The organism is Psychrobacter sp. CR212 (genome assembly GCF_059693765.1).
On the sequence record NZ_JCATIF010000002.1, the window covers coordinates 64,114 to 77,650 of the forward strand.

At 38.6% G+C, this 13,537-nt stretch carries 10 protein-coding genes; all 10 read left to right on the plus strand.

Features of this window, described 5'->3' with window-relative positions; genetic code table 11:
* Positions 1-304 precede the first annotated feature (304 nt).
* The 10 genes from AC58CZ_RS04650 to AC58CZ_RS04695 all read left to right on the plus strand — a co-directional run bounded on the left by AC58CZ_RS04650 (position 305) and on the right by AC58CZ_RS04695 (position 13,535).
* Entirely contained in the window at positions 305-1,390 is a 1,086-nt protein-coding gene (locus AC58CZ_RS04650; RefSeq protein WP_058024345.1) for a polysaccharide biosynthesis/export family protein, read from the plus strand.
* Between the two features lie 12 nt (positions 1,391-1,402).
* A complete protein-coding gene (locus AC58CZ_RS04655; RefSeq protein WP_252962858.1) occupies positions 1,403-1,834 on the plus strand; it encodes a low molecular weight protein-tyrosine-phosphatase in 432 nt (143 codons plus the stop codon).
* A 45-nt stretch (positions 1,835-1,879) separates the two neighbouring features.
* Positions 1,880-4,159, plus strand: a complete 2,280-nt coding sequence (locus AC58CZ_RS04660; protein ID WP_494223922.1) for a GNVR domain-containing protein — start codon at positions 1,880-1,882, stop codon at positions 4,157-4,159.
* Between the two features lie 113 nt (positions 4,160-4,272).
* A complete protein-coding gene (locus tag AC58CZ_RS04665; RefSeq protein WP_228724616.1) occupies positions 4,273-6,192 on the plus strand; it encodes a polysaccharide biosynthesis protein in 1,920 nt (639 codons plus the stop codon).
* 40 nt (positions 6,193-6,232) lie between these two features.
* On the plus strand, positions 6,233-7,510 hold the full coding sequence (gene tviB, locus AC58CZ_RS04670; protein ID WP_494223921.1) for a Vi polysaccharide biosynthesis UDP-N-acetylglucosamine C-6 dehydrogenase TviB: 1,278 nt from the start codon (positions 6,233-6,235) through the stop codon (positions 7,508-7,510).
* Positions 7,511-7,549: 39 nt separating this feature from the next.
* Complete coding sequence (locus AC58CZ_RS04675) at positions 7,550-8,584, plus strand: NAD-dependent epimerase/dehydratase family protein (RefSeq protein ID WP_494223920.1); 1,035 nt, start codon at positions 7,550-7,552, stop codon at positions 8,582-8,584.
* Positions 8,585-8,626: 42 nt separating this feature from the next.
* The gene (locus AC58CZ_RS04680) at positions 8,627-9,946 is read left to right on the plus strand and encodes an oligosaccharide flippase family protein (RefSeq protein WP_494223919.1); all 1,320 of its coding nucleotides are present in this window, start codon (positions 8,627-8,629) and stop codon (positions 9,944-9,946) included.
* A 2-nt stretch (positions 9,947-9,948) separates the two neighbouring features.
* Positions 9,949-11,151 (plus strand): polysaccharide pyruvyl transferase family protein, encoded by a 1,203-nt coding sequence (locus AC58CZ_RS04685; protein WP_494223918.1) that lies wholly within the window; start codon positions 9,949-9,951, stop codon positions 11,149-11,151.
* Positions 11,152-11,262: 111 nt separating this feature from the next.
* A complete protein-coding gene (locus AC58CZ_RS04690) occupies positions 11,263-12,354 on the plus strand; it encodes a glycosyltransferase (RefSeq protein ID WP_494223917.1) in 1,092 nt (363 codons plus the stop codon).
* A gap of 59 nt (positions 12,355-12,413) precedes the next feature.
* The gene (locus tag AC58CZ_RS04695; protein ID WP_494223916.1) at positions 12,414-13,535 is read left to right on the plus strand and encodes a glycosyltransferase; all 1,122 of its coding nucleotides are present in this window, start codon (positions 12,414-12,416) and stop codon (positions 13,533-13,535) included.
* Positions 13,536-13,537 lie beyond the last annotated feature (2 nt).

A 13,537-nucleotide genomic window follows, 5' to 3' on the forward strand; every position in this document is an offset into this window, starting at 1 on the left:
GTAGTCGTACATATGCAGCAACATAGCAGTGTAAGAATTTAATATAAATTCAATCAATTATTAATATACGTAATATATTTAATTGTAATTGATAAAAAGAATTTATATGCTACATGGAGTAATTAGTTTAAAAATAGCTTTTTGTATCAATCAATAAGAACATTACTGTATAACAGATAACTTATGTTATGATGCCGATTATTTTTGTGAAAGATGTAAAAAAATAACATCGATACAAATTTATTAATACAAAACTGTTTTTAGTCGTTTTATGTGATTGCAGTAATAGAAGAGGCTTTTTGATATGAGACAGACAACTAAGTTGTTGAGTGCAGCGTGTTTGTTAGCCAGTAGTATGCTCTATGGATGTGCTACTACAACCATCAATTCTGGGCTTCAAGCTGGTCAGTTACCGCCCAGTGGATCTTTTACTGCAGAGAATGGTATTAATTTCAATGTACTGCCATTGACTCTCGCCACACTGCCACCTAAACAAATCGCTCGCTCACAAATGAGTGCCAACCTATCTGACCTAGTACGATCGTCTAATAGGATGAATTACCGTATTGCATCCTCTGATGTATTAAGTATTATTTTGGTAGATTATCCTGATATTAATGCTGCAGGAGCATCTGGTTATCCTGTTGATCAGCAGGGGTTTATACAGTTTCCGTTGATAGGTCGTATACAAGCTGGCGGGCTAAGTGTTCCACAGTTCACCGCAAACCTAAGTTCAAGATTGCAACGCTACCTAAAGTATGCAGATCCGCAAGTGAAAGTTGCTGAGTATCGAGGCAATAAGTTTTTTATCGATGGTGAGGTTAACAAGCCTGGTCAATTCAATATTGCTGACGAACCTGTGTCATTGTACAGTGCAATATCTATGGCTGGTGGTACGACGAGAGAAGGTAACTCAAACAGTATTGTATTGAGAAGAAATGGTATTGATTATCGTATGGGATTACAGTCTCTGCAGCAGGCGGGATTATCAGCCAATCAAATTTATGTACAAGATGGTGACTCTATTCGTGTCAGTAGCGAAGACATCAATAAAGTGTATGTTTTGGGAGAGTTTGGCAAAGTTGCACCTGTACCTATTATTGACCAGGGGTTGAGCTTAGCGCAGGTGATTGGGGAGTCAGCTGGTCTGAATTCTAATACGGCTAATGCGGCTAAGATCTACGTAGTACGTGATCAACCTGAATATCAGCGTACAAATATATACTATGTAGATATGCAGGCGCTCACTAGCTTTCCACTGACTAGCCGGTTTGAGATGTTGCCTAATGATATTGTCTATGTCGACCCAACTGGTCTGACGCGCTGGAACCGTGTTATCAGTGCTTTGTTACCATCAACTTCAGCAATCAGAAGTTTTTCAACTTTATAGGAAGTGATAAGCATGGCTTTTGATAATATTTTGGTTGTTTGTGTAGGTAATATTTGCCGTAGCCCAATGGCAGAAGCTTTGCTAAAAAAGCGTTATCCTAACAAAGTAATTGACTCCGCAGGCGTTGGCGCTTTAATTGGGCATCCTGCAGATTCATCTGCTCTCAAAATTATGACTGAACAGCAGATAGATATTACAGACCATATAGCCAAACAAATCGACGAAAAATTAGTAAAAAAGGCTGATCTTATTTTTACCATGTCAGATAGTCAGACTAAATGGATTGAGGAACGTTGGCCATTTTGCCGTGGTAAAACCTTTAAGCTTGGTCACTGGCAAAATAAGGATATTGCTGACCCATATAAACATGAAATGAGCGCTTTTGAGACAGCATATCAAGATATTGTTGATGGTCTCGATCAGTGGGCCGATAAAATTAACTAAGTAATGCTTATCCGATGAACAAGCTGAAGTGGTAGACCTATAGTTATGAGTACAGATTCGAAAAATTTATCAAACCCTGTTTCGAAAGAAAATAATGATGACATTGATCTTATGGCGCTGCTATTTGCCATTTTGCGTGGCTGGAAAACTGTATTGTTTTTCGCATTAATTGGCTTATTGATTGGTGTGCTGTACGGGCGCTATGTGAACCCCACTTTCAAATCCGATGCTTTGATACAAATAGAGGAAAACTCTCAAGGTATATCAGCATTAGGTACAACTGCATCAGAGCTCATCGCTCCACAATCGAGCAAAGCTCAGACAGAGTCCGAGCTGATAAGATCTCGTATGATACTTGAGCCTGTAGTAGATAAGTTAAACTTGCGTATACGTCTAATGGATCCTTCTATCGGCTATATTGATCGGATCAAAAGTGATCGCGTCGCTACCCAAATTAATACTCCTGATGGTGTATCGTTACAAACAGAAGACGGCGATGCTCAGATTAGCCAGTTCAATGTATCGCAAGCTTATCTTAATCAAACATTTACTCTGACCAAATCCGAAACAGGTTTTGTCTTGAGCAATGGGTTCGATGATTTTAAAGGCCAGTTGAATAAACCGCATTTATTTAAGGGTGTAGATGGTCAGATTCAGATTACTGTGACTGATTTACCTGACAACTCTCATCCTATCAACTTAGCCAAGCAATCTCTACAGACTACTACTGATTCAATAAACAGCAAGCTATCCGTAGTTGAGCAAGGGCAACAGACTGGTATTGTTGAGCTGTCTATGACAGGGTCTAACCAACAGCAAGTCAGTTTGATATTGAAAGAAATAATTCTGTCTTATGTAGATCAGAACCAAACGCGGGGCACTGAAGAAACAACCAGAACAATCAAGTTTATGGAAACACAGATTCCAGACTTGAAGAAAAAGTTAGAAGATTCTGAAGCAGCATTTAATAAATTCCGTGAAAATAACGGTACTATTGACGTTAGCAAAGAAGCTGAACTTTTATTATCAGAGAACTCTCAAATTGATACACAGATTAATGAGCTCAAGCTGAAAAAAGCTGATTTGACTACCTATTATACGGAAGAGCATCCATTAGTCATCCAGATCAACGAACAACTCGACGTACTTAATCGTAGAAAACAAAATATAGATGACACCATTGAAGGATTGCCGGAAATACAAAGGGAGTTCTTACAGTTGTCTGAAGATACAGCGATTAATAGAGAAATATACCTAACACTGCTAAAAAATTATGAACAGCTAAAAGTCGTGAGAGCTGGTCAGATCGGCTACGCTCGTATTATTGATTTGCCTATCAATACTTTCAATGCTATTGCGCCAAATAAGCCACAAATTTGGGTGTTAGCAACGCTACTAAGCACTATGATAGGTGTATTGCTCGTACTCCTGAAAAACATGCTTAGAAATGTGGTTAAAGACCCTGAACGTATCGAAGCAAAAACGGGTGTACCTGTGGTCGCAACGATTCCTCGTTCACCTTTACTGACCAGATTACGTAAAGATAAGAAAACGCCTAGTCGTTTGCTGGCCTATACTGATAGTAACAGCTTGAGTTATGAAGCCATCAAAAGCCTAAGAACGAGCCTGATGTTCGGTATGACGACACCAGAGCAAGCGGGCCAAAGGGCGAAAGTTATACTTATCACTGGTGAGAGTCCTGGCGTTGGTAAATCATTTATCTCGGCCAATCTAACGGAAGTTTTTGCTCAGTTAGACAAGAAGGTGCTGATTATGGACGCAGATATGCGCTTGGGTGAGCTGCATAAAATATTTGGTATGACCCAATATAACGGTTTGGCCGACTATCTATCGCAAGATAAATTATCACAAAATATGACTGATTTTGCGCAGAATAACGCTCAAGTCCCAGAAGCTATCACCACCCAAAATATCAGTAATCTAGCGAGCTTTATCCATCCGACCAATATAGATAATATTGATTTTATGCCAAGGGGCGAGTATCCACGTAATCCTGCATCGCTGTTGTCTGATAGCAGGCTCAATAACCTAATGACAGAGTTAAGCTCACACTATGACTATATCATTATTGATTCACCGCCGATCCTAGCAGCTTCCGATGCAATGATACTGGCGCAATATGCTAATAAAGTATTGATGGTAACTAGATATGATAACTCAATTGAGGGACAGCTGGTCTATGCGGTCAATCAGATGAATAAGGCAAATATAGAAGTAGATGGAATTATCTTAAATGACGTACAGCAGGGTATTATGAGCAAATACAGCTATCATTATAGTTATGCCTATGGTAACAACCAGTAGTATGCTATTAACTAACTTAGTTCTTAAAAACGATGTGGTATGAATAGACAATCCATATGGTTGAAACGTCTTTACATAGTGTCAAACGTAAGCCGAAGCTTATAGGTGGAAATGTGTTGCAATCTATCGCTCAGTACCTGTTGTCGCTGCCAAGATATGTCAAGCGTCTGATTTTGATTAGCGCAGACTTTATAATGGCTATTGCCTGTCTGTTTTTGTCACTATTATTGCGATATGGTTATATCGAGCTTCATATTAGTTTATGGACATTAAGTTTATATGCCTTAATTCCTGTCATTGGTTTATACCTTGTAGGCTTTTATCATGGCGTATCTAGAGGGTTTCTTGATACGGTTATGAGTGGTGTATTGCAGCTGTTTTTTGTGCTGATTGTTTTTTATGAACTGATTATCTACTTTGATGTACTGCCACAAATCCCTCGATCGACCCCTATTTTGTTTCTGTTTTTGCTTTATATCTGGCTGTGGAACAGTCGTCTGACAATTAAAGAATTATTGAAGCGATGGCAAGGTAAGCGTTTTGAGGGTGAGCTTATAGACTACGATAATATTTTGATTTATGGTGCAGGTGAAGCAGGGCAGGAGTTGATGAAAGGTTTGAGTAACTCACATAAATATAGTGTGGTTGCTTTTGTTGATGATGATCGTCAGCTAACAGGTGCCCATATTATGGGTAAAAAGATTTACCATACTGATAACTTATTGGATATCGTAAATACCCTTGATATTGCCCAAGTATTTTTGGCAGTACCCTCGATTAGCCGTGCTCGTAAGCGCAAAATTATTGAAAAGCTTTCACATATCTCTATCAAGATAAAAGAACTACCCAGTCTAAAAGAATTGGCTGACGAAAAAGTCACGGTTAGCCATATGCGCAAGATCGATATATTAGACGTATTAGACCGCCAAACTGTAGAGCCAGACGAAGAGTTGCTGAAGAAAAATATCGCTCATAAATCTGTCTTGGTAACAGGGGCTGGTGGCTCTATCGGTAGTGAGTTGTGCCGTCAAATCATCAAAAATAAACCAACTTGTCTGGTGTTATACGAGCTATCAGAGTTTGCCCTTTATAGTATTCACCAAGAGCTTTTGGCAAAACAGGCTAGTAGTAATGAATATCAGGATATTCAAATCGTATCCATTATTGGTAATGTGACTGATGAGCATAACCTTATGCGGATATTTCAGACTTATCATGTACAAACAGTCTACCATGCAGCAGCATATAAACATGTGCCTATGGTCGAGCACAATCCGTTTCAAGGGGTTATTAATAATAGTCGCGGTACTTACCATTGTGCGCGTGCTGCTATTCAAACAGATGTAGAAACTTTTGTTTTGATATCTACTGACAAAGCTGTTAGACCTACTAATGTGATGGGTGCCACAAAGCGTTTAGCTGAGCTTGTGTGTCAGGCATTAAGTTATGAAGCCAATTCAATCAAGCCAGGTAGCAAAACCTGTATTAGTATGGTTAGATTCGGCAATGTGCTAGGCTCATCAGGATCTGTAGTACCTGTTTTTACCAAACAAATCGAAAAAGGTCTTCCAATTACTGTCACCCATCCTGATGTGACACGCTATTTTATGACTATTCCAGAGGCTGCTAATCTAGTAATACAGGCAGGTGCTATGGCGCAAGGTGGTGAGGTTTTTGTGCTTAATATGGGAGAGCCAGTAAAGATTGTCGATCTGGCTCAGCGTATGATTCGCCTAAGTGGGCATGAGGTCAAAGACGATAAGCATCCTAATGGTGATATCGAAATTGTCTTTACAGGTCTTCGTCCTGGTGAGAAGCTCTATGAAGAGCTCATAATCGGTGATGACAATGTTGAAGAAACTGCTCATCCTCTTATTATGCAAGCTATGGAGCATAGGTTTTCTCTAGCAGATCTTGAACGGGTATTAGAGAAGTTACCAGAAAAATCTCAATTATACGACGTTGTATGGTTAAAGTTGCAGTTCAAACATTTTGTAGATGGATATAAAGAAGATACTACAGTTCACTCCTAATTTGGAAAACACTCATTGATAAGGTTGGTTGATAGATACTATGCTAAATATTGATAATATTAAAATTGCCGTTATTGGTCTTGGTTACGTGGGGCTACCATTAGCAGTAGAGTTCGGTAAAAATCACTCGGTTATAGGCTTTGATATCAATGCTGAACGTATTTCAGCTCTGACTGCGGGAACGGACCACACGTTGGAAGTGAGCGATGAAGAGTTAGCGCAAGCCACGCATTTGAGCTATAGCTCAGATATCCAGATGCTTAAAGACTGTAACTTCTTTATCGTTACTGTACCGACACCGATTGATGCGTATAAGCAGCCAGATCTGACACCGCTTATCAAAGCTTCAGAGGCCATCGGCGGCGTGTTAAAGCAAGGGGATATCGTCGTCTATGAGTCGACCGTCTATCCTGGCGCAACTGAGGAAGTATGTATCCCTGTGCTAGAGAAAGTATCGGGATTGAGCTTTAACCAAGACTTTTATGCAGGCTATAGCCCAGAGCGTATTAACCCAGGTGATAAAGAGCACCGTGTGACTAATATTTTAAAAGTCACCGCAGGCTCAACGCCAGAAGTGGCAGACTTGGTAGACGAGGTCTATAACTTAATCATCACTGCTGGTACTCATAAAGCACCTAGTATTAAGGTAGCGGAGGCAGCAAAAGTGATTGAAAATACCCAGCGCGATGTGAATATTGCCCTTATCAATGAGCTTGCCGTTATCTTTAATAAAATGGGTATCGATACGCAGGCAGTACTAGAAGCTGCTGGTACTAAATGGAATTTCTTACCGTTCCGTCCAGGTCTGGTCGGTGGTCACTGCATCGGTGTCGATCCGTATTACTTGACGCATAAGGCTCAAGCAATCGGTTATAACCCTGAGATTATCTTGGCTGGCCGCCGTCTAAATGACAGTATGGGTGAGTATGTTGTCACTCAACTAGTCAAAACCATGATCAAAAAACGTATTCAAGTTGAAGGTGCCAAAGTTCTGGTATTAGGCTTGAGTTTTAAAGAAAACTGTCCTGACGTACGTAATACCAAAGTCATCGATATCGTACACGAGCTGCAAGAATATAATATCGATGTCGATGTGTACGACCCATGGGTAGATGCTGTAGAAGCTCAAAAAGAGTACGGTGTTAAGCCTGTCAATGAGCCTACAGCCAATAGCTATGATAGTATTATTTTAGCAGTAGCTCACAGTGAGTTTGTCGATATGGGCGTAGCGCATATAAGAAGTTTAGGTAAACATAATCATGTGCTATATGATCTGAAGTATGTGTTCGCCAAAGAAGACACAGATATCCGTCTATAAGCCTATATAGTCTTACAATAACAGCATGCGAGCAATACTATGACAGCGACAACCTACAATAAAGTGAAAGAAACATTAGTACAGACGCCTAAAACTTGGCTTATCACAGGAGTAGCGGGCTTTATCGGCTCTAATTTGCTTGAGACACTATTATTGCTTGATCAAAAAGTGGTTGGGTTAGACAATTTCGCCACAGGTTTTCAGCATAATTTAGATGAAGTAAAAAGTTTAGTAAGCGCTGAACAGTGGGAAGGTTTTACTTTCATAGAGGGTGATATTCGTCAGTTAACTGATTGCTCAAAAGCCTGTCAAGGCGTTGATTACGTGCTGCATCAAGCAGCTTTAGGCTCTGTACCGCGCTCTATCGCTGATCCTATCGCAACCAATGAGACTAATATTTCAGGCTTCTTAAATATGATGGTAGCCGCTCGTGATGCTAATGTAGCTAGCTTCACCTATGCTGCTAGTAGCTCAACATATGGTGATCATCCGGCACTGCCAAAAGTTGAGGAAAATATTGGTAATCCTTTATCGCCATATGCGGTGACTAAATATGTCAATGAGCTATATGCAGATGTGTTCTCACGTACTTACGGCTTTAAGACGATCGGTCTGCGGTATTTCAATATCTTTGGTAAGCGTCAAACCCCTGATGGTGCCTATGCGGCGGTGATACCGAAATGGACGGCCGCTATGATCGCAGGTGATGAAGTATTCATTAATGGCGATGGTGATACCAGTCGCGACTTTAATTTTATTGAAAATGCCGTGCAGGCCAATATTCTGGCAGCAATTGCCACTGAAGAAGCTAAAAATCAGGTGTATAACGTGGCAGTAGGTGGACGTACGACCCTTAATACGCTGTTTTCAGCACTTAAAGAGCATTTAAGCGCTAATGGCGTTAGCTATACTCAAGCACCAGTCTATCGAGATTTTAGAGCAGGGGATGTGCGTCATAGTCAGGCTGATATTAGCAAAATACAAAATGCATTAGGCTATGAGCCACAGTTCGATATTATTCAGGGTATTGAGAAAGCAATGCCTTGGTATGTGAAGTCCTTAACTAATAAGTAATAATTATATTATTAGAATCTTTTAACTCAGGCTAATTAAAATATGAGTAAACAAAGCCTCCTGACATCTAAACTATCTAGGTTGCTTGCAGGAACTTTTTTAGTACGAGTATTGTCTGTAGGAGCTACTTTCCTATGTTCTGTATTACTTGCTAGAACCTTAGGACCTGAGCATTTTGGGATTTATTCTTATATCCTAGCTATAGTTAGTCTTTTAGCTTTACCTGCGACGGCAGGGATGCCGACCTTAGTACTTAGAGAAACTGCTAGTACTAAAGCTCTAAATGATTGGGGTAAGATGAAGGGTATATGGTTATGGAGTGGTTTTGTAATAATGACACTATCACTCGTAATATATTCTTTTTCTACTTTGGCAATTTTGAACTTCTTTGAAGGAGCTAAGGTATTTATAGAGTATAAAACTTTCGCTTTAGGCCTAGCTATGTCTCTTCTCATGGCAATGGGAAATGTGCGAGGAGCCGCCCTTAGAGGATTAGGGCTCATAATCCAAGGTCAACTCCCTGAGAGCTTAATAAGACCTATCCTTTTTGCAGTATTTTTGTTAATACTAATACAGCTAGATATTACTTTAGATCCAGCGTATTCCATGGGTGTCCACCTAGTAGCAGCGTTGATAGCATTTATCATAGGAGCAGGACTACTACTAAAAGCTAGACCTCCAGAGTTAAAGGTTACTAAGCCTGTTTTTTTCAACAGGCCTTGGTTATTTACTATTCTACCACTAGCTTTAATGACAGGAATGCAGTCGCTGAGCTCACAAGTAGATATCTTAATGCTAGGTAGTATGGGAATAGCTTCAGATGTAGGTGTATATAAAATTGTTGTATCTGGTGCTGCTCTAGCTGTCTTTGGATTACAAGTCGTAAATATGGTTATTACACCTAGACTGGCAAGTGCTTTTGCCCAAAAGGATACCTTGAAAGCTCAAAAAACAGCCTCTCTTGGCTCAATTCTAAGTTTTGGTCTCACTTTTCCAGTAGTATTGGTCTTTTATTTTTTTGGTACAGAAATATTGGGTCTTATTTTTGGTAGTGAATATGTAGTTGGCTATCGTGCACTACTAATAATTTCATTGGGACAAGCGGTAAATGCTTTTTTTGGCTCTTCCATCTCAATCTTGACAATGTCAGGTAATGAAAAATTCGTAATTAAAGGTATGTCATTATCTACCATAATAAATGTGGTATTAAATCTAGCTTTAATACCACATCTTGGCATAGATGGGGCAGCTTTAGGGGCCACTACAGCTCTGCTAGTTTGGAATATTTATCTTTGGATAGTAATAAAAAAACAATTAAATATAGATTGTACTTTCTTTGGTTTAATTAGAAGGATAGCTTGAAAATGAAAAAGATAGTAATAGCAGCAGAGGTCTTTAGCTCTAACCTTGGAGACTATGCAATTTACGACAGCTTGAGTAAACTTCTTTCATCAAGAGATATTAAAGCTATACCTCTAGATATATCTTTCAGACGTGGTTTTCCCGTAAGGTCCACTGACTCGAAGTCAAAGTTGACCAATAGTAGTTGGAAATCGTTAATACCAAAGAAGATAAAGCATCATAAGCTCACCCAGTATATGATAACTCATACTATGTGGTATTTAGTACATCGACAGGACATTACAAACTACTGGAGCGAATTAATTAGTAGTTCTGATGCGGTAATAATTGGAGGTGGTCAATTATTAACAGATACTAGCGCTGGTTTTCTCACTAAATTAGCACTAATAACTGATATAGCTAATAAGTTTAATAAACCTATCTGTATATTAGGTTGTGGCGTTGGAAGTGACCTTAGTAAGAAAGCACAAAAAAATATTAAAAAAATTCTGAACTCTGCAAGGTTTGTCTCTCTAAGAGATCTTGATTCTGCAAATAGGCTTAAACATTTTGTAAGAAAAGATATATCATTAAATGTCTATCCTGATCTAGCATTTTCACTTAGTTCATCCGCTAATAACGATTTAGATAAAAAAATTTTAGAGCAGAAAAAAAAGGTCTGTGGTTTTAATGTTATGCCTTTAAATGCTTTTAAAAAATATAATCCAAATTTAAAAGACGTTGACTCCGATACATATATTGATTTTTGGAAGCGGCTGGCTTATAAAGCTAAAAAAGAAAATATTCGAATTCATATCATGACTAACGGCAGTATTCAAGACTATGAACAAGCAGAATCTATATATAGTTCGATGCTATTAGAAGGAATTGATGCAATATTACTAGACAGGCCTTTATCTCCTCTCGACTTATATGATCAAATATCTAATGTAGACTATTTGATTACGATGCGTATGCATGCTGGAATAATTGGTCAGGCCTATGGTAAATCAGTATCAACCTTAATCTGGGATGATAAGATCCCTGGGGTATGGCAGGAAGCTGGTGATAAACGGGTAGCTATTAATAGCGACATCATCCTAAACCCTCACCCTTGGAATGAAGTGAAGTCAGCATTTGAAGCTTCTAACAATATTCAATTGTCTGATTTACATAGAAAAATATCTATTAGTGTAGATAAATGTTTGAAAGTAGTTTATGCCTAAACGATAAGCAACATCTATTTATCAAATACAGCTATCTATCAGAATAAAACTCAGACTCTTTATGCAGTTAATAAAACATCAGCAGACAAAGAAAAGCTAATAGGATATCAAATGAAAAAAGTCGCCTTATATATTCCGTCAATGAATGGTGGGGGTGCTGAACGCGTTATGCTTGCCCTCGCTAACGGCTTAGCTGAAAAGGATATCCAGGTTGATTTAGTATTAAACAAAGTAGATGGCCCATATCTAAAGAACGCCTCCGAAAAAATCAATATTGTTAATTTAAACACATCTAGAGTATTAAGTAGCATAATTCCTTTAGCCAAATATTTACGTAAAGAAAAACCCGATGTTATTCTGTCAGCCATGAATTACGTCAATATCGTCACAGTATTGGCTCAGTTAGCTAATGGTTCAAATACAAAGGTTATCGTAAGCGAGCACAATAATTTAACTGAGACAAAAAAGGAACTAAGTTTTGTTAAAGGTTGCGTTCTAACGTCATTAATGAAGTGGAGTTATAGAGAAGCGTATCGTGTCATAGCGGTCTCAAATGGAGTCGCAGATGCTTTAACTAATGAGCTTAAAATTGATCGCAATAAGTTTACGACCATCTACAATCCTATATTTTCAGAAGACCTAGTCAAGCGCTCTCAAGAATCAATTTTACACCCATGGATCAACAATGCCGCTTTTCCTTTAGTTTTGAGCGTAGGTAGACTCACCTCTCAAAAAGACTTTAGAACACTAATTCATGCCTTTAAGCAAGTGCTTGAGAAGAAGAATTGCAACTTGATAATTCTTGGTGAAGGTGAACTTAGACCTGAGCTAGAGAAACTGATTAAGAGTTTAGGTCTGGAAAATAATATACAGTTACTAGGATTTGTTGATAATCCTTATGCCTGGATGTATCATGCTGACCTATTTGTCCTGTCATCGATTCGTGAAGGGTTTGGTAACGTAATAGTTGAGGCTATGGCATGTGGCACTCCAATTGTAAGCACAGACTGTCCTAGCGGACCAAGTGAGATTTTAGAAGATGGAAAATGGGGAGAGTTAGTACCATCAGGCAATTCTGACTTATTAGCCCAATCTATAATTGATTCATTAGATAATCCAGTGAAGGTAGATGTAAGAACTAGAGCTGAGTTTTTTAGTGTGGATAATGCGGTAAATAAATATCTTGATATTTTTCAGCTATAATCTAATAGCTAGAATTACCATATATAAATCAATGATAAATTAAATAGTATAATTAAACCATGAAAAAAATAGTACATATCATCATAGGCTTAAATATCGGCGGTGCTGAGCTGATGCTTAAGCGGTTAGTGCTCAAAAGCCAAAGTAAAGGTACCTTTCAGCACGAAGTCATTTCTCTAATGGATTTAGGAGCTATAGGCAAAGATTTGCAAGAGCAAGGTATAACCTTACATACACTTAATATGTCCTCTATCTTATCTAGTCCAGTAGTCTCGTTACGACTATATAAACTATTGAAAAAGATACAGCCTAATGTCGTACAAACTTGGATGTATCATTCAGACTTGATAGGCGGACTGGCTGCCAAAAAACTGGGTGTTAAAAATATTATCTGGGGTATACGTAACTCTGAGATAGACAGCAATAGTGGTATTGCCAAAAAAGTGATTCGCCAAGCTTGTGCCAGTGTTTCAAGCTTCGTGCCTTCGTCTATCGTTTGTGTTGCAGACAAAGCTAAAAAGGTTCATTCTGCATTAGGGTATGATAGTCAGAAAATGATAGTCATTCCCAACGGGTTTGATTTGTCAGTATTCTATCCTGATGAACAAAAAAGAGAAAGATTGCGGACACAGCTCAATATATCTTCTGAAGAGCTGGTTATTGGTCACATGGGACGCTTTACACCTGCTAAAAATCATATCAATTTTATTAAGGCGTGCTTATTGTTGCTTGATAAAGGATATCGTTTTAAAGTGCTTCTAGGCGGTCGTGAGGTTGACCTAGATAATCTTGAAATTGCGGGATTATTTACCAATAACTTATACAAAGATAGTTTCGTGTTTTTAGGTCAAGTACAGGATACCGCCGTCTTTTACAACGCTATAGATGTATTTTGCTTAACCTCAATCACAGAGGGCTTTCCTAATGTATTAGGTGAAGCAATGGCGACTCAAAAAGTATGTTTGAGTACTGATGCAGGGGACGCAAAAATTATATTAAACGATAGTGGCTATCATATACCGTCGACTGATTATCAAGATATCGCTAAAACACTCGAGAAAAATGTGTTAAATGCTGATCCTTTGCAGTTAGAGACTGTGGCTAAAAAGGCGCGATTAACTATTGAGAGAAACTATACTTTAGATAAAGTTGTCAATGATTTTGAAGCACTGTATCGCTAGGA

Excerpts from the sequence above, each read along its gene's own strand:
- AC58CZ_RS04695 (WP_494223916.1), top strand. The coding sequence starts at position 12,414 with ATGAAAAAAATAGTACATATCATCATAGGCTTAAATATCGGCGGTGCT.
- AC58CZ_RS04655 (WP_252962858.1), top strand. The coding sequence starts at position 1,403 with ATGGCTTTTGATAATATTTTGGTTGTTTGTGTAGGTAATATTTGCCGT.
- tviB (WP_494223921.1), top strand. The coding sequence starts at position 6,233 with ATGCTAAATATTGATAATATTAAAATTGCCGTTATTGGTCTTGGTTAC.
- AC58CZ_RS04690 (WP_494223917.1), top strand. The coding sequence starts at position 11,263 with ATGAAAAAAGTCGCCTTATATATTCCGTCAATGAATGGTGGGGGTGCT.
- AC58CZ_RS04650 (WP_058024345.1), top strand. The coding sequence starts at position 305 with ATGAGACAGACAACTAAGTTGTTGAGTGCAGCGTGTTTGTTAGCCAGT.
- AC58CZ_RS04675 (WP_494223920.1), top strand. The coding sequence starts at position 7,550 with ATGACAGCGACAACCTACAATAAAGTGAAAGAAACATTAGTACAGACG.
- AC58CZ_RS04660 (WP_494223922.1), top strand. The coding sequence starts at position 1,880 with ATGAGTACAGATTCGAAAAATTTATCAAACCCTGTTTCGAAAGAAAAT.
- AC58CZ_RS04685 (WP_494223918.1), top strand. The coding sequence starts at position 9,949 with ATGAAAAAGATAGTAATAGCAGCAGAGGTCTTTAGCTCTAACCTTGGA.
- AC58CZ_RS04680 (WP_494223919.1), top strand. The coding sequence starts at position 8,627 with ATGAGTAAACAAAGCCTCCTGACATCTAAACTATCTAGGTTGCTTGCA.